Consider the following 15,987-nt stretch of genomic DNA (forward strand, 5'->3'; position numbering starts at 1 on the left):
GTCGCCTCCTCACGCTCGCGCTGACCGGGGAAGGGTGTCGGCGTCGCGCCGGGACATCGAGAGCCACAGCCCCTTCGCCCAGGCCCGCTCGGTGCGGCCCGGGAGCGCGGAGGGGGCGGGCACGTCGTCGGCAGCGCTCGGGCGCTCGTGCGGCCCCTCGTCGGGCCGCCCCGCGACCTCGCGTGCGTCCTGGGCGTCCGCCCCGTCGTGCTCCGTCATGGCGCTCTCCTCGCTCGGTGCCGTCGCCTGGGTCGGGTCTGTCACCAGTCCCAGTGGCGGCCGGCGGTCGGGACGTTCGGGGCCGGAGGGGCGGTCGGGGTCGCCGTCGGCGTCGTCGTCCCCGTCGGCTCCTGCGTGCCGTCGTCGGCCTGCGCGGCGACGCCGGCGACACCGACGGCACAGGCGGTCAGGAGCAGGGCGGCGACGGTGCGGCGGATGTTCGACATGACGTCTCCTGGTGAGCTCGTGGTCGGCGGTCGTGGTGCGCCCCGTCCGGGGTGCGACATGACCAGGCTCGACGGCTCTCACAGGGGTCCACAACGCCAGGTTGAGGCCATGGCCGGATGGTGCCGCGGGGTGCGTGGGCACTCCCCTGCCACCCGGGCCCCACGGGCGGAACTTCCGCATGATCACGCGGATCTACGCCCTCGACGGGCCGTCGCCGCACCCCCGACGACCGGTCGGCAGGAGGTGGCCAAGGCACGATCCTGACGCCCCGTCACCACCCGCGGACGACCCCCGCGCCGCCCTCTGGACCGTCGACCGCGCGCGTCGCGGACCGAGTGCTGACGTCCTGCGTGCGCGGTCGCGCACGAGCGTCAGCAGTCGGCGCTCGGGGGTGGGCCGGGCCGGGTGGGGTGGGGCCGGGGACGAGGAAGGCCCCGGCGGTGATCGCCGGGGCCTTCACGATGCGCGCCCGAAGGGACTCGAACCCCCAACCTTCTGATCCGTAGTCAGATGCTCTATCCATTGAGCTACGGGCGCACTGACCCTTGCGGGCCGGGGTAGACGATACAGGCCAGCACCCGTCCCGCCCAAACCGGATCGGGGTGACGCTGCGCACGACGAACGCGCGAGGGCGCCGTGCGGGCCTCTCGTGCGGGCCTCTCGTGCGGGTATGCGGTGGCCCGCGCGACGACGAGCGCGAGACCATGGCTCCATGAGCACCCCGACCCTCGACCGACTGACCGCCGACCTGACGACCGCCATGAAGGCCCGTGACACCGAGCGCACGAGCGTGCTGCGCCAGGTGATCGGTGCCGTCCGGGCCGAGGAGAAGGCCGGGCCCGCGGTCAAGGAGCTCACCGAGGACGACGTGCTCGCGGTGCTGAACCGCGAGGTGAAGAAGCGCCGCGAGAGCGCGCAGATCTACACCGACGCGGGCGCCGCGGACCGCGCCGCGACCGAGACGGCCGAGGCCGACGCGATCGAGACGTACCTGCCGGCGCGCCTGTCCGACGACGAGCTCGCGGCGCTGGTCGGGGCGGTCGTCGCGGACCTGGGCGCGAGCAGCATGAAGGACATGGGCGCGGTGATGAAGGAGGCCACGGCCCGCGCGGGCCTGGCCGCCGACGGCAAGAAGCTCTCGGCCCTGGTCCGCTCGGCCCTGTCCGCCTGACCCCCGGCTCCTCCCGCCCGCTCCGGGTGGACGTCGTCCGGTGCGACCGGACGGCGTCCACCCGTCGTCGGGGTCAGGAGGTCAGGAGGTCAGGAGGGCGCGGACTCGCGGGGCGACCTCGGTGCCGTAGAGCTCGACCGCGCGCAGCAGGTGCTCGTGCGGCAGCGGGCCGTGCGCGTACTTCAGGTCGAACCGCTGCACGCCCAGCGTGCGCACCACGTCGGCGATGCGCCGGGCCACCGTCTGCGGCGACCCGACGAACAGCGCGCCCGAGGCGGCCTCGGCCTCGAAGTCGTCGCGGGTCATCGGCGGCCAGCCGCGCTCGGCGCCGATGCGGTCACGGTTCGCCTTGAAGTGCGGGAACAGCAGGTCCCGCGCGGCCTCGTCGGAGTCCGCCACGAACCCGGGCGAGTGCACACCCACGGGCGGCACCACGGCGTCGTCGCCGTGCAGCTGCCGCACGGCACGGCCGTACAGCTCGACGAACGGCCCGAACCGCGCGGGCGCCCCACCGATGATCGCGAGCATGAGCGGCAGCCCGTGCCGCGCCGCGCGCACCACCGACTCCGGCGTCCCGCCGACCCCGACCCACACGGGCAGCGCACCGCGCTCGGTCGTCGGCCAGGCGCGGGCGGCGTCGAGGGGTGCGCGCGTGCGGCCGGTCCAACTGACCGGGCCCTCGGACCGCAGGCGCACCAGCAGGTCGAGCTTCTCCTCGAACAGGTCGTCGTAGTCGGCCAGGTCGTACCCGAACAGCGGGAACGACTCGACGAACGAGCCGCGCCCCACCTGGATCTCCGCGCGCCCGCCCGAGATGCCGTCGAGCGTCGCGAACCGCTCGTACACGCGCACGGGGTCGTCCGACGAGAGCACGGTGACCGCCGAGCCGAGCGTGACCCGCCGCGTGCGGGCGGCGATCGCGGCGAGCACCACGTCGGGCGCGGACACCGCGAAGTCGTCGCGGTGGTGCTCCCCCACCGAGAAGTGGTCGACGCCGGCGTCGTCGGCCGCCACGCCCTGCTCGACCACGTCGCGCAGCACCTGGTGCTGCGGCACAGGCTCGCCGTCGGTCGTCGTCGTGACGTCCCCGAACGTGTCCAGCCCGAACGTCACCCGCTGCTCGTCGCTCACGCCTGGGAGAACGACGCGCGACCCCGGCCGATTCCGCCGTGCCGGACCGGGTGCAGCGCGACCAGCCAGGACAGGTAGTGCTCGGTCACGACGCCGCCGAGGTCGCGGACCGCACGCGCGACGGCCTCGACCTCGTCGGGCGTCCAGTCGCTGAACGTCGTGAACAGGCGGCGCACCTGGTCCTCGTCGAGGTCGACCGACCAGCGGAAGGTGCGCACCGGGTCGGCGCGGAACAGCCCCGAGCGCTTGAGCGCGGCGACGGTCGCCGCGGCGTCCTCCGCGTCCGGGCCAGGGCGCGCGGGTCGGGTGCGCCGCGCGACGACCTCCTCGACGCGGGCCCGGAAGGGCGTGCGGACCGCGCGGTCCCCGAACACGTTGCGCCACACCAGGAACGCCCCGCCCGGCCGCAGCGCCCGGTGCACGGCGGGCAGCACCACGTCGAGGTCGAGCCAGTGCACCGACGTCGCCGCCACCGCGAGGTCGTACGTGTCCTCGCCGTGGTCGACGTCCTCCGCACGGGCGACGACGACGGTCGCGGCCGGGTGCGCGGCACGCAGCCGCTCGGCGAGGCGGGGGCCCGGCTCCACGGCGGTGACGCCGAGCCCGGCCGCGAGCAGCGGACCGGTCGCCAGGCCCGTCCCCGCGCCGAGCTCGAGCACGCGCCGGCCGGGCGTCAGGTACCCCGCGCGGAGCAGCTCGTCCCACAGTGCATCGGGGTACGGCGGGCGCGCGCCCGCGTACACGGCGGCGTGCCGCTCGAAGTGCCCGGGATCGACCACCCGGCGAGGGTACGACGAGGCCCCGACAGCAGGCCCTGAGAGCAGGCCCCGCGGTCAGAACGTGTAGGTGACCGCCCAGGTCAGGTCCTCGCCGGGGGCGAGGCTGCGCTCCAGGAACGGCTCGGGCGAGACCGTGTGGTGGTTGCCCCACACCGCGAACCGGCCGGGCACGTACGTGGTGACCATGGCGACGGCGCCCAGCAGGTCGTGCCGGTGCTCGAGGCGCAGCGGTCCGTCGGCGGCGTGCTCGAGCTCGAGGTACGGGCCGATGTGCCCCTCGGGCAGCCGGCGGCGGCGCAGGGCCGTGCCGTCGACGACCTCGAAGCCGTCGTTCTCCGGTGCGCGCAGCGCCGTGCTCGCGCGGAACAGCGCGTCGTCGGCGGGCTGCGGGAAGAACGGGTGCGGGAACCACACGACGGGCAGCGCACGCTCGTCGGACCCCTGCCGCAGCGTCGTCGTCGACGACAGCACCCGCCCGACGAGCGTGAGGCGACGCTCGAGCGTGCACGCGACACCCTCGAACGCGTGCGACGTGCGGAACGTCAGCATCCCGGGCTCCTGCGTCACGTCCCACGTGCACGGGTCGACGACCGTGCGCGCCGCGAGGTCGCACACCCCCACGCCCAGCACGAGCGCGTGCGGCTCGACACCGTGCACCGGGGCCAGAGCGAACGCGTCCGGGATGCCCTGCCCGTCGAACCAGTTGAAGTCGTCGGGGTACGTGGGCCCGGACATGAGCGGACCCAGGCGCTCGTCGTGCACCTGGAAGACGTACCCGCCCGTGCAGTACCGCACGCCGGTCAGCGCGCGGTCCGCGACCGGGTCGAGCACCTGCACCCGCAGCTCGTCCGTGAGCAGCTCGAACATTCCCCCACCCGCTGATCGACCGACCGCACCGTACCGCGGCCCCGGACATGACGAGAGGCCGGACCCAGCCGGGCCGGCCTCTCGTGGTGCGTCGCTGGTGCACCTGGCGGGGTGTTGACGAAAGTCGGACGCCGCAGGTCAGGAGGCGTGCCCGACGAGGCCTACCGGCGCCATGCACACGCAAACCGGGCAGGCTTGCACACAGTCCAGACCGCGCCGAGCGACGGAGGTAGCGGTAGGACCCGACGAGCTCTTCGGCGTCGCGGTCGAAGTCGTGCAACGGGTTGTTGCACGACCGCGGGCGCCGACCCACTTGCACTTTGAAGCGGGCCCACAGCGCACTGACCGGCGCCTACGCTTCCGGGTCTGCCCCGAGTTTGGTTGACACCTGACCTGTGAGGATCTGGTCCTCGCTGGAAGGATGTCCCCGTGGCGAAGCCGTATCCCAAGGAGTTCCGTGATGACGTCGTGGCCGTGGCCCGCAAGGGGCAGGTGCCGCTGACGCAGATCGCGAAGGACTTCGGTATCTCCGAAGGGTCGTTGTCGAACTGGATGAAGCAGGCCGATGTCGAGGACGGTCGCCGGTCCGGGCCGACGCAGGCCGAGCGCGCCGAGTTGCGTGAGGCGCGCAGGCGGATCCGGGTGTTGGAGCAGGAGAACGAGGTCCTGCGTCGCGCGGCCGCCTACCTGGCGCAGGCGGGTCTGCCGGGAAAATAGTCTTCCCGCTCGTCCGTGAGATGGCCGCGGCCGGCGCCCGAGTGCGGGTGCCGGTCGCGGTGGCGTGCCGGGTCCTGGGCCTGTCGACCCAGGGGTACTACAAGTGGCTCAAGGACCCCGTGTCTCGGCGGGATTGGGACGACGCGCACGTCCTGGACGCGATCTACGAGATCCATGGCGACGACGCGACGCTCGGCTACCGGTTCATCACCGACGAACTGGCCGACGAGCACGCGATCAGCGTCGGGGAGAACCGGGTGCACCGGCTGTGCCGGCTCGCCGGCATCACCGCGAGCCACCACAAGAGACGGTCCAAGGCCGGATCGAGCGGTCCCGCGCCGCACGACGACCTGCTCGCCGTGGTCGACGAGCATGGCGTGGTCCGTCACGAGTTCGTCGCGGACGCCCCGGACAAGGTGTGGCTGTGGGACATCTCGGAACACCCCACCGCCGAGGGCAAGCTCTACATCTGCGCGATCAAGGACGTCTACTCGAACAAGATCGTCGGGTACTCCATCGACTCGCGCATGAAGTCGTCCCTGGCGCGGGCGGCGATGCGCAACGCGATCGCGCTGCGCTCACCGGCCGGCACGGTGTGTCATTCGGACCGAGGCGGCCAGTTCCGTGCGAAGGCGACCCAGCGGCTGCTGGCGAACAACGGCCTGGTCGGGTCGATGGGCCGCTCCTACGGCGCGGGCGACAACGCGAGCATGGAGAGCTTCTTCTCCCTGCTGCAGAAGAACGTCCTGAACACCCGCCGCTGGCACACCCGCGACGACCTGCGCCTGGCGATCGTGACCTGGATCGAGACCAAGTACAACCGCCGACGACGCCAACGCGCCCTCGGCAAGCTCACGCCCGTCGAGTTTGAGATGATCTACACGGCCGCAGACGCGGCCTGACTACCGCAAACCCCGAGTGTCAACCAGACCGGGGGCAGACCCTCCCAATCGTGGTCGTACAACTCACCCCAGGGCAGCGCGAGGTGCTGCGGCACATCGCAGCGGGACTCGGGCCAGAGGCGACGAACACGCAGCGTGCGGCTGCCCGAGTGCTCTCGGCCCGCGACCTGGCCACGGTCAAGGGCCGCGGCGCCACGTGGTCGTCGGCTGTCACCGTCGCCGGACTTCACGTGCTGGAGCACGACGAGTACCCACCCCGTCATCCGCGCCGCGTCGCTGCAGACAAGGTTGCAGCGAAGCGTGCTCGGGAGGTGGCGGCGCAGCAGGCTCAAGAGGCGGCGGCGGCGCAGCAGGCCGCCGCCGCAGTCACGCCGCCAACGGTTCGCGCGGCCACTCCGGCGACGCCCAAGCCGAGTCGACGCCGAGCATCTGCTACGCCCACGCCCGAACCACCGGCAATCGCGTCGCCGGCTGAGGTGCGCCGGCGCGGACGGCGACCCGCTGGCGACGAACTCTTCGACGTCCGCAACCCGGACCCGTACGACGAAAAGGTACTCATCACCGTGAAGGAGGCAGCCTGGATGCTGAGCCTGCCCGAGGGCGCGATCCGGCAGGCCGTCGCCGACCAGGACCTGCAGCGAGTCTTCATCGGGGCGGGGGCCAAGAACTACCGCATCGTCTACGGCTCGCTGCTCGCGTGGGTCAGCGCGATGCCGACTGAAGCGAGCCGGCGCCGGTGGTGGTGGTGACGACCCGCCCAGAACACTGGGAACCCCCTGACCCCCAGAAGTTGCTGATCTCGGCCCGTCGCGTCGCCGAGGAACTCGACGTGACACCGGGCAAGGCCAACGAGCTCTGCTGGGCGCTGGACCGCCGGTTCTACGCGCCGGGCCAGATCCACTACCGGGTGACCAAACGCTCCTTCAACGACCTCAAGCGGCTCGTCGAACTCGGGCTGCGATCGGGTGAGGCCCGAGACATTGTCGGCCACTTCAAGGGCCAGCAGCGACCGGTACCGGACGATCTCGACCTCGACGCAGCCAGGGAACTCCTCTTCACGCTGCGCTGGCGCCGACGACGACGCTGACGTAGGGGCTTGTCAGGCGGCCTCAGTCTGCGGCGGTCGGACCTGACCGCCGCCTCGGCCGAGTCGTACACCGGCTTGCTGTACGACTGCCCGAGTCGGACGGATGTCAACCCGCACTGTCGGCCGGACCTCCACGCCGAAGGTCACCTCAGGGCACGCCGGTGCCAGTCTCGGAGAGCAGCGCGACGAGCGCTGCAACGTCGATCACCGGGAACCCGCGCTCAACCTCGGCCCGACCGGCGCGGCCGGGTCGCACGAGGTACGGCGTTCCGCGCACAATCCCGGCGGCGGCGCTCTGGGCGAGGAAGCTGACGCCTCTGTCAGGCTCGTCTTCGTGGTATTCGGGCCACGAGAACGGCGGCCAGCCGTCAGGGGCCTCGGGTAGCACGAGCCAGGTCCGAGCGCCACTGTCGGAGGCAAGCTCACGCAGGTCATCATCGGACAGGTCGCCCCAGCCGACCTTGTACCCGACCATGCCACGCACGACGTACCAGCGTGCGTTCTTCAGCGCACGCTTCTCGCGTGATCGCATCTGACCGATCCGGAGCCCGGCCGCCAGGGCTGTGTCTGGAACTCGCACCCGCCGAGCGTCGCATCAAGGACTGACAACGCCGTCGCAGCCTGCATGACGAGATCGGCCAACAGGCTGTTGGCCGAATCGAGCGCGCCGCGAGCGTCCCTAGGCAGATTTCTTGCCCGGTTCGATTGCCTTCGCCGTCTCGATGCTCTTCGAGAGCAGATCGATGATCTCGGACAGCTGTTGGTTGGCAATCTGGCCGTGCCGCGACGCATCACGCGAGGTGAACCGTGAGAGCACATTGCGAACGAAGACCGTGTCGCCTACTGCGGTGCGCGCTGCCTCCCGGACCGAGCCGTCGGCGCTCGCGTAGAACGGCTCGATCGTGGTCAGCGCTGTGGCCACCTCCTCAGCGCTATCTGCCTCATGTAGGTGCCGACGGGACTCGGCGGCGAGGTAGGTGCCGACACCGGCGATGGATGCGACGATCGCCGCGCGAAGGATCCCGTCGCCAAGCGTCAGCGTGAAGCCGTCCATCAGCGCGCGCCACGCGATCGCGCCGCCGACGAGCACGGCGCCCGCGAAGGCGACCAGCGCCCCGAGGCGAAGGCGCGTCCCGTTGGTTCGCTCACGCTCAGCGCGCCTGGTCCAGTCGAGGGCCGTGTGACGGCCCGCAGCGTGTTCGACCAGGCGTTGGCCGACCTGCGCCGCGGCGGTCAGCAGGCCGAGGTGCGTGGCCATCTGGTCGTCAAGTTCCTTGTCGCGGCGCTCACGGTCGGTCTCCCAAGCGGTGAGCTTGTTGCTCCACGCGGTCTCGAGCTGTGTCGCTGCGGCCTCAGCGGTGCTGGTGATGACCGCGTTGGACGACTCGACGCTCTGCGCCGCTCGCTTCGCCTGGTCGGTCAGCTTCGCGAGTGTCGTGCGCAGCTGATCGATCTCATCGGTGAGCCGGCCGACCTCCTCGCGGAGCCCAGCAAGCTCCTCCTGCCGCGCGCTCGCTGCGTCGTCGAGGACAGCTACGTACTTGTCGGCCAACTCGCGGGCAGGAGGCCCAGGCAACTGACGGGTGTGCATGGCGAGGCTGTTGACTTCTCCTCGTGGCACGTAGCTGTTGATGAAGCTGTGCTCGTCGGCCGGGATCGCGTTGATCGCGTTCTGGATCGTGTCCAGGAGGTCGTCGTACACGGCGGGGACAGCGTGCCTTCGCGACCGAGCGGCGTATTCCAGGATCGCGATCAGACGCTTCCGCTCGACCTCGGCGTTCGGCGTGCCGTAGACCTTGGTCCTGAGGGACTCGATCTGCAGGTCGATCCGATCCCAGACCTCGTGTGCGCGGTAGCGCTCCGCGCTTGTCGTGCCGTCACCGGCCACCGTGGCCCTCCTCCGTGTGCGCGGCGTCAAGCGCCATCACCCTGACCGTGCGGCTCAACGATGGCAGCAAGGCCTGACACGTCATGGGGGACCACGCCTCGAAGGACGCACGCGAGCGGCGCGGGGGCCATCACGGCGCCTTCGGCGGGGGGAATGAGCGCCGGTGCTGCTGGTAGCACGGCTTGAGAACGCGCGTGGGCAGCACCCCGCCGTGCACCTGGTCGTTCGCGTGGTACGCCTCGGCGAGCAGGTCCCACGTCTCGTCGTCGAGGTCATCGAGGGCCACGATGCGCTTTGCGGCGGCCTCGGCGTCGAAGTAGTTCCCGGCCTCGCGGAGCTCCCCGATCAGACCCTGGACGAGCGGCTTGCGCAGCGCCCCGCTGCGGTCGAGCCACCGCGCGATGTTCACCGCGACGGCCTTCGCGTCGCGGTTCACGAGGGAAGGCCACTGCGTCGAACTGACGAAGCCGACTGGGTCGGCACCCAGCCTGACGAAGTAGCTGGGGACGTCGCGGCCCCGCGCCCAGCCGATCTCCTGCTGGCACCAGGCGCTCTGGTTGACCGGCGCGTGCACCAACGCGACGAACGCCTCGCACGTGCGCAGCGCTGCCTCGATCTGGTCCTGCCAGCTCTTCTCGATCTCCATCGACTCGTGTGCAACGAACCCCACGACGCCGAAGACGGCGAGCTCCGTGCTCACCTCGGCGGCGAACGCCTTCTCGACGGCGCTGTGCGAGATGAACACCCGAACGTAGTCCGCGGGCTTCCAGATCCCCGACGCGTCGGTCGTACGCAGCGCGGACCGTGCCGCCCGCGGATCCGCGCCGGTGATCACACCGTAGATCTCCAGCAAGTCACGGTCGCTTGCACTGCCGACCAGGCGGGCGAACTGGTCGGCCCAAGAGGGCCCGTTCCATCCGTCGTCGGTGTCGATCGAACCGCAGTCGAACTGGCCAAGGACTACATCGAGCGACGTCAGCGTCCACTCGTCGGTGTTGGTTGTGATCTCTCGGACGATCTCGCGAAGGAGACCGACTCGGTCTGCCCGGGAGAGGCCAGCGCCGAAGCCAGTCGCGTCACTCACCCGGGCCCGCCTTCGCGGACTCGACGATCGCGGCGAGCTCTGACACCTGGCCGAGCAAGTCCTGGAGCTCGGCGGCGATGTCGGCGATGAGGGTCTGCGGGTCGGGCAGCTTGCTCGGGTCGTCCAGCGAGTCGTCCGCCAGCCAGGAGATGTCGAGGTTGACCTTGTCGCGCCCGACGAGCTCGTCGTAGGAGAACTTGCGGAACCGGTCGGACTCGACCCGCTGGTGACGGGCGTCAGCCTTATACGCGTCGACGAACGGCTGCAGGTGCTCGCGGGTCATCGGCCGCGTCTTCATCGTGAAGCGCTCGCCGGTGCGGAAGTCGTAGACCCACGTCTCGCGCGTCCACGCGGCCTTCGACGCCGGCTTCTTGTCGAAGAAGACGACGTTCGCCTTGACCCCGCCGGCGTAGAAGATGCCGGTCGGCAGCCGCAGAATCGTGTGCACATCGCACGTCTCGAGCAGCTTGCGGCGGATCTTCTCCCCGGCACCACCCTCGAACAGCACGTTGTCCGGCAGGACGACCGCGGCCCGGCCGTGGGTGTCAAGGATCGTGTGGATGTGCTGGACGAAGTTCAGCTGCTTGTTGCTGGTCTCGACCCAGAAGTCGTCGCGGGAAGTCGTGACGCGCTCGCGCACGGCTTCGCCCTCGTCGTTGATGACGAGGTTGGAGGACTTCACGCCGAACGGCGGGTTGGCCAGCACCATCGACCACCGGCCTCCCGGGTCTGCCTTCAGGCTGTCGCCGGTACGGATCGGGCTGGCGCCGTTCGGGGTGCCGATGCCGTGCAGCAGCATGTTCATCGCAGCGAGGCGGGCGGTGTCGTCGACGAGCTCGAAGCCGGTCACGAGCTCGTCGCGCACGTGCTTGCGCTGGTCCGGGTCGAGCTGGTGGTGGGTGACCACGTACTCCTGCGCAGCAAGCAGGAACCCGCCGGTGCCGCACGCCGGGTCGACGATCGTCTCCTCCGGCTCGGGCTGCATCACGTCGACGATCGCCTGGATCAGGGCGCGCGGCGTGAAGTACTGGCCCGCACCGGCGCCACCGTCGGCGACGCCGCGGTCGAGCAGCCCCTCGTACGCGTCGCCCTTGACGTCCACGTCGAGCTGCGACCAGTTCTCCTGGTCGATCAGCGTGTGGATCAGGTAGGTCAGGCGTGCCGGGTCCTGGATCTTGTTCTGCGACTTGCGGAAGATCTGCCCGAGCATCCCGTCACGGGCACCGAGCTCGCGCAGCAGGTGCGTGTAGTGGTTCTCCAGGTCCTCGCCGGAGCGCGACAGCAGGCTCTGCCAGCCCAGGCCGGCGGGGACCGGGGACGGCCGGTGCCACGGGGCACCGGTCTGTTCGTCGCTCATCTTCAGGAACAGCAGCAACGTCAGCTGCTGCACGTAGTCCAGGGTCGAGACGCCGTCGTCACGCAGCACGTGGCAGAACGCCCAGAGCTTGTTGACCAGATCACGAGGGCTGTTCACGCCGACTTCCTTCCACCATCTGCTGCCGCGGACGCGGCTCGTCCCCGAACCGTGCGTCGACCGGGCTGCTTCGCAGCCGACGCCCGCTCTGCCTTGAGTCGGTCGAACAGCGCACTCGCAGGTTCGTCATCCGGGTCCTGCGGCACGAGCGCGCCCGAGACGGCGGACTCGAGCAGTGCACGCTCCGTCGCCTCGATCAGGGTGGCTACATGAGCCGCCGAATCACGGAGTCGCGCGCGCAAGCGCGCCGTCTCCTCGAACAGCGACACGCACCTCTGCTGCACTTCGAGTGGCGGCACGGGCACATCGAACTCCTTGAGCCGCTTGGCGCCGATGTGCGCGATGCCGACACCACGGCTCTCCGCGGCCCAAAGGCCGGCCAGAGCGGCCTCGCGAAGCAGGAGATGAAGGAAGCCGGGGAGCACGGTCGTCCCGGCACGGACTCGGATCAGTGTGTTCTGGAAGCAAACGTCGCCGGCCAGCTCACTCCGCCAGATGACCGGCTTACCGACCTCCCGTGGACTGCCGGAGGCCTCGTTCAGCAACACGTCGCCGTCCGCGAGTTTGTAGGTCGTGACCTCGTCCTCGGAGAAGTTCATCTCCTTCACATCCGAGACATCTACCCCTGCCCAGGTGGCATTCGCCGCACGCAAGTACCTGACCATGTTTTCGCCGGTGTGAACCTTCGGTGATCGCTGCCGGCCGAGCTGCACCTGAGCGATCTGGCCCAGTTGCTTCCAATCAGCGCCGCTCACGCCAGCGTCACCAAGGGCAGCGCGAACGAGCGCCAACTCCAGCACGTCGATCCGCTTGCGCGTCGCAGCGAGCGCAGAACGGGCGGTCGACAGCACGCTCATCGCCTGGTCGAGCGTCTCGACGATTCGCCGCTGTTCGGCGAGCGGCGGCACTCCGAGCCTGATCGTGCCGAGGTTCTTCCTGGAGATGCGCAGGCGCGTCGATCCACTCGCCAACGCCGCAACCTCGCGGTGCGTAGACGGAGCGTTCATGTGCCAGGCGACCCACGCCGGCAGAACCTCGGACGGGGGGCTCAGCACGGCGACGTCAACGCACGTGAGCGACGTGTAGGGAAGCGACGGCATCACGCACGACCGACCGATCGGGTCCGGCATCCGCGCGATCAGGACATCCCCCTCGCGGAGCGCCTCTCCGCTGACGGCGTCCACCTGATCCGGTCGCATCCAGCGGTCGCTGCGGTCGCGGAAGGTCCCGGTGCCGACGTCGGCGAGCTGCAGGAGGCGGACCTCGCCGGTGGGGTCTTGGTCCTTGGACTCGACCCAGTCTCCATCTCGAAACCCGTTGCCAAGTTCGCCGATCTCGGCAAGGGACGCGTCGGCCCAACCAGCGGGAAGCTCGGTCATGCCACGAGCTCGCGGTTGAGCTCCTCCAGGAGCGTGGGCAGCTGGTCTCCGAACACGGTGTACGCCTTCCCGAGTCCGCCGTGCAGCGCGGGCTCTCCTTCGTCGAGGTCGTCGGCAGTGACCTCCAGGCCCGCGGCGACGATGTCCGCGATCCGGTGGACCCACTCGACTTGTTCATCGCTGAAGGTGCGCCCTGCCTGGTTCTGCGCCAGCAACCACCCAGCGAGCTTCTCCTCGACGACAGAGTGATAGGGCACGAGCTCGTTCTCGCGCTCGAGTGCGAAGCGGATCAGTGACACAAGGTCGGTACGGACGTCGCCGCCGCTGCCCTTGACCTTGGACCGGTCGAGCTGCTCGTACGCCTCCCAGAGCTGCTTCGGTGTCCACTGGTGCGGCGGGCGGGCGATCTCGTTGGCGAGCTTGCGCACGTCCGCGAACGTGACCCGGCGCTTGTAGGGGACCTCGTAGATTGCCTGGATCGCGTCGAGCTCGTCGCGGTTGTCCTCCAGGAACCTGCGGAAGTCCTCGACTGTCTTGCGGGCCCGCGCTGCGGGATCGGTGCTGTGCCCTGCCTCGAGGAGAGCATCCGGGCTGATGTCGTCGATCGCTATCTCGGTGTTGCGGCGCTGCGAAACACGCACGAGCGCGTCACGGAGGTCGGGCTGACTGAGCAGGGGCGTCAGCGCGTCTTCGATCCGCTTGTCGCGGGCCGCGGCGATCTCGGCTTCGTCAGGTTCGCCGTCCTGGCCTCTCGCTGCCCGCTCCGCTGCGGCGGCCTCGGTGGCCAGGTCGGGGTCGACGGCTGCGATCAGGGTCGCGGCAAGGCTCTCCAGCGGCTGGCCCGCGACCTCGGCGATCTCGATCAGGTCGGTCGGCTTGGCGGTACGGCTCAGGCGCATGAGCCGTGACCCGAGGCTGGAGGCCAGGTCGGGCGTAGCTGTGCCCTGCGCGACCTGCAGGAGCAGCTTGTCGAGCCCGACGCTCTTGGCGGTGCGGTCCAGCGGCGCGGTCTCGTTCAGCTCGGACTCGGTGACCCCGACGGCGTCGACGATGACGAAGTGCGTCTTGGTCGTCGCGTCGGGGGTGACCTGCCGGAAGTCGGCGTCGGCGATGACGCGCACGCCGCGGCCCTTCATCTGCTCGAAGAAGTTGCGGGACTTGACCCCACGCAGGAAGAACACGCACTCCAGCGGCTTGACGTCGGTGCCGGTCGCGATCATGTCGACGGTCACGGCGATGCGCGGGTTGTACGACGTGCGGAAGTCCGAGAGCAGGTCCTCGGCCTTGGCGCCGGTGGTGCGGTAGGTGATCTTGACGGCGAACTGGTTGGTCTCGTCGAACTCCTCGCGCAGCATCTGCACGATCCGGTCGGCGTGCGCGTCGTCCTTGGCGAACACGAGCGTCTTGGGGACCTCGGACCGTCCCGGGAAGATGTCGGTGAACAGCCGCTCCTTGAAAGTGCGGATCACCGTGCGCAGCTGGTCCTCGGCCACCACGGCACGGTCGAGCTCGGTCTTGCCGTAGACGAGGTCTTCCTCCAGGACCGCCTGGCGGGTGCGTCCGGTGAGCCGGTCCTTGAACGTCAGGACGGCCTCGCCGTCGGCCTCGACGACCGACCCGTGCTCACCGATCTGGGTGCGGATCCGGTACACGTCGAAGTCGACGTTGACCTTGTCCGCGACTGCCTGCTCGTGGGTGTAGGAGAACACCAGGTTCTGCCCGAAGAAGGCGAACGTCTGCTTGCTCGGGGTCGCGGTCAGGCCGATCAGGTGCGCGTCGAAGTAGTCCAGGACCTGACGCCACACCCCGTATATCGACCGGTGGCACTCGTCGACGATGATCACGTCGAACGTCTCGATCGGGATCGCCGGGTTGTACCCGACCTCGAGCGCCTGGACCGGGCTCGGCGCGTCCTCCAGGGACGTCTCCTCGGCCTCCGGGTCCAGGTCGGGCTCGCCGGACAGCATCGAGTACAGGCGCTGGATGGTGGTGATCACGACCTGCGCGCCGGAGTTGATCGTGTTGGAGGTCAGCAGCTGCACGTTGTACAGCTCGGTGAACAGCCGGCCGGTGTCCGGGGTGCGGAACGCCTCGAACTCGGCTCTGGCCTGGCGGCCGAGGTTGCCGCGGTCCACGAGGAACAGCACGCGGCGCGCGCCACCGAACTTCAACAACCGGTAGACCTCGCTGGCCGCCATGTACGTCTTGCCGGCCCCGGTGGCCATCTGCACCAGCGCGCGAGGACGGTCGAGCTCGAGGGACTTCTCCACACCGGTGATCGCGTCGAACTGCGCCTGCCGCAGACCCTTGGGATCCACCGGCGGCATGGACCGCAACGCGCGGCGCAGCACGCCAGGACCCTCGCCCCGCTGGTACAGCGCCTCCGCCGCGAGCAGGTCCCGCAGGTGCTCGGGCCGGTGGAACGTGTGGACCTCGCGCGAGCGCGCCTTCGGGTCGAGCAACGAGGTGAACCGCGTCTCGACGCCCGTCGACTCGTACGCGAACGGCAACGGCCTGGCGACCGCAGGAACGTCCTGCGGCAGCCCGTCGGCGTACCGGCCGGACTGCGTCTCGACGCCCGTGAGCGTCTGGCCGACCTTCTTGGCCTCCAGGACACCGACCGCCTTGCGGTCGACGTACAGCAGGTAGTCCACCCGGCCAGCGCCAAGGACCAGCGGGAACTCCCGCACAGCGACACCGGTCGCGGCGGCTATGTTCATCGCCTTGTGGTCCTGCACCGCCCACCCAGCGGCGCGCAGCTGCGAGTCGATCTCCACCCGCGCGCGCATCTCCGGGGTGAGGTACTCCGAACCCGACGCGTCGTCCACGACGCTCCCTCCTACTGGCATGCCGCGCACGGTGCCGGACCCCGCTCACAGCGCACGGCCAGGGTAGCGACGACACGCGGCGCCACCGGGCCGTTCACCCTGACGCGTGTTGAGTGGACGACTCGGGTGAGTGTCAAGGTCGACGCGCACGCGGCCGCTTCGGGCCCAGTGAACGCACGACTCGAACTGATGTAGGACAGAGCCAGTAGGATGAACTTCGTCGGTGTAACTCA

Annotated in this window: 15 protein-coding genes and 1 tRNA gene; 4 read left to right on the top strand and 12 right to left on the bottom strand. The window is 70.0% G+C overall.

Features of this window, described 5'->3' with window-relative positions; genetic code table 11:
• Positions 1-9: 9 nt before the first annotated feature.
• The 3 genes from ACT17Q_RS14845 to ACT17Q_RS14855 form a co-directional block, all read right to left on the bottom strand.
• Entirely contained in the window at positions 10-219 is a 210-nt protein-coding gene (locus ACT17Q_RS14845; protein WP_141322319.1) for a hypothetical protein, read from the bottom strand.
• A gap of 41 nt (positions 220-260) precedes the next feature.
• On the bottom strand, positions 261-446 hold the full coding sequence (locus ACT17Q_RS14850) for a hypothetical protein (protein ID WP_444663383.1): 186 nt from the start codon (positions 444-446) through the stop codon (positions 261-263).
• 465 nt (positions 447-911) lie between these two features.
• Positions 912-984, bottom strand: a tRNA-Arg gene (locus ACT17Q_RS14855).
• A gap of 175 nt (positions 985-1,159) precedes the next feature.
• Here ACT17Q_RS14855 and ACT17Q_RS14860 point away from each other — a divergent pair.
• The gene (locus ACT17Q_RS14860; protein ID WP_094181675.1) at positions 1,160-1,618 is read left to right on the top strand and encodes a GatB/YqeY domain-containing protein; all 459 of its coding nucleotides are present in this window, start codon (positions 1,160-1,162) and stop codon (positions 1,616-1,618) included.
• Between the two features lie 81 nt (positions 1,619-1,699).
• On the opposite strand, the gene ACT17Q_RS14865 is transcribed toward ACT17Q_RS14860, so the two are convergent.
• Genes ACT17Q_RS14865 through ACT17Q_RS14875 form a run of 3 tightly spaced genes read right to left on the bottom strand, consistent with a single transcriptional unit; the run spans position 1,700 to position 4,395 of the window.
• Positions 1,700-2,749 carry an LLM class flavin-dependent oxidoreductase gene (locus ACT17Q_RS14865; protein WP_444663386.1) on the bottom strand — a complete coding sequence of 350 codons (1,050 nt, stop codon included), beginning with the start codon at positions 2,747-2,749 and terminating at the stop codon, positions 1,700-1,702.
• Positions 2,746-3,528: a class I SAM-dependent methyltransferase gene (locus ACT17Q_RS14870; RefSeq protein ID WP_444663388.1), complete on the bottom strand. Its 783-nt coding sequence runs from the start codon at positions 3,526-3,528 to the stop codon at positions 2,746-2,748. Before ACT17Q_RS14870 ends, ACT17Q_RS14865 begins: the two co-directional genes overlap by 4 nt.
• 54 nt (positions 3,529-3,582) lie before the next feature.
• Positions 3,583-4,395 carry a hypothetical protein gene (locus ACT17Q_RS14875; RefSeq protein WP_444663390.1) on the bottom strand — a complete coding sequence of 271 codons (813 nt, stop codon included), beginning with the start codon at positions 4,393-4,395 and terminating at the stop codon, positions 3,583-3,585.
• 429 nt (positions 4,396-4,824) lie between these two features.
• Here ACT17Q_RS14875 and ACT17Q_RS14880 point away from each other — a divergent pair.
• From ACT17Q_RS14880 to ACT17Q_RS14890, 3 genes are all read left to right on the top strand, one after another.
• Positions 4,825-6,014, top strand: a protein-coding gene (locus ACT17Q_RS14880; RefSeq protein WP_094180236.1) for an IS3 family transposase whose coding sequence is annotated in 2 segments (ribosomal slippage) — positions 4,825-5,103 and positions 5,106-6,014 — 1,188 coding nt in all. Because the reading frame shifts where the segments join, the coding sequence is not laid out codon by codon here.
• Positions 6,015-6,064: 50 nt separating this feature from the next.
• The gene (locus tag ACT17Q_RS14885; protein ID WP_444663392.1) at positions 6,065-6,763 is read left to right on the top strand and encodes a hypothetical protein; all 699 of its coding nucleotides are present in this window, start codon (positions 6,065-6,067) and stop codon (positions 6,761-6,763) included.
• Positions 6,751-7,101 (top strand): hypothetical protein, encoded by a 351-nt coding sequence (locus tag ACT17Q_RS14890; protein ID WP_444663394.1) that lies wholly within the window; start codon positions 6,751-6,753, stop codon positions 7,099-7,101. The genes ACT17Q_RS14885 and ACT17Q_RS14890 overlap by 13 nt, the downstream gene beginning before the upstream one ends.
• A gap of 148 nt (positions 7,102-7,249) precedes the next feature.
• On the opposite strand, the gene ACT17Q_RS14895 is transcribed toward ACT17Q_RS14890, so the two are convergent.
• From ACT17Q_RS14895 to ACT17Q_RS14920, 6 genes are all read right to left on the bottom strand, one after another.
• The gene (locus ACT17Q_RS14895) at positions 7,250-7,633 is read right to left on the bottom strand and encodes a hypothetical protein (protein ID WP_444663396.1); all 384 of its coding nucleotides are present in this window, start codon (positions 7,631-7,633) and stop codon (positions 7,250-7,252) included.
• A 147-nt stretch (positions 7,634-7,780) separates the two neighbouring features.
• A complete protein-coding gene (locus ACT17Q_RS14900) occupies positions 7,781-8,989 on the bottom strand; it encodes a hypothetical protein (RefSeq protein WP_444663398.1) in 1,209 nt (402 codons plus the stop codon).
• 130 nt (positions 8,990-9,119) lie between these two features.
• The gene (locus ACT17Q_RS14905) at positions 9,120-10,073 is read right to left on the bottom strand and encodes a toll/interleukin-1 receptor domain-containing protein (protein WP_444663400.1); all 954 of its coding nucleotides are present in this window, start codon (positions 10,071-10,073) and stop codon (positions 9,120-9,122) included.
• Positions 10,066-11,547, bottom strand: coding sequence for an N-6 DNA methylase (locus ACT17Q_RS14910; protein WP_444663402.1), 1,482 nt, complete (start codon positions 11,545-11,547; stop codon positions 10,066-10,068). The genes ACT17Q_RS14905 and ACT17Q_RS14910 overlap by 8 nt, the downstream gene beginning before the upstream one ends.
• Positions 11,544-12,926, bottom strand: coding sequence for a restriction endonuclease subunit S (locus ACT17Q_RS14915; RefSeq protein WP_444663404.1), 1,383 nt, complete (start codon positions 12,924-12,926; stop codon positions 11,544-11,546). Before ACT17Q_RS14915 ends, ACT17Q_RS14910 begins: the two co-directional genes overlap by 4 nt.
• Positions 12,923-15,754: a type I restriction endonuclease subunit R gene (locus ACT17Q_RS14920; protein WP_444663406.1), complete on the bottom strand. Its 2,832-nt coding sequence runs from the start codon at positions 15,752-15,754 to the stop codon at positions 12,923-12,925. Before ACT17Q_RS14920 ends, ACT17Q_RS14915 begins: the two co-directional genes overlap by 4 nt.
• Between the last annotated feature and the right edge of the window lie 233 nt (positions 15,755-15,987).

This window comes from Cellulomonas sp. CW35 (assembly GCF_052378485.1).
Taxonomy (GTDB): domain Bacteria; phylum Actinomycetota; class Actinomycetes; order Actinomycetales; family Cellulomonadaceae; genus Cellulomonas; species Cellulomonas uda.

What these genes read in the sequence shown, in the direction of transcription:
- ACT17Q_RS14845 (WP_141322319.1), bottom strand. Translation starts at nt 219, where the DNA reads ATGACGGAGCACGACGGGGCGGACGCCCAGGACGCACGCGAGGTCGCG.
- ACT17Q_RS14850 (WP_444663383.1), bottom strand. Translation starts at nt 446, where the DNA reads ATGTCGAACATCCGCCGCACCGTCGCCGCCCTGCTCCTGACCGCCTGT.
- ACT17Q_RS14860 (WP_094181675.1), top strand. Translation starts at nt 1,160, where the DNA reads ATGAGCACCCCGACCCTCGACCGACTGACCGCCGACCTGACGACCGCC.
- ACT17Q_RS14875 (WP_444663390.1), bottom strand. Translation starts at nt 4,395, where the DNA reads ATGTTCGAGCTGCTCACGGACGAGCTGCGGGTGCAGGTGCTCGACCCG.
- ACT17Q_RS14895 (WP_444663396.1), bottom strand. Translation starts at nt 7,633, where the DNA reads ATGCGATCACGCGAGAAGCGTGCGCTGAAGAACGCACGCTGGTACGTC.
- ACT17Q_RS14915 (WP_444663404.1), bottom strand. Translation starts at nt 12,926, where the DNA reads ATGACCGAGCTTCCCGCTGGTTGGGCCGACGCGTCCCTTGCCGAGATC.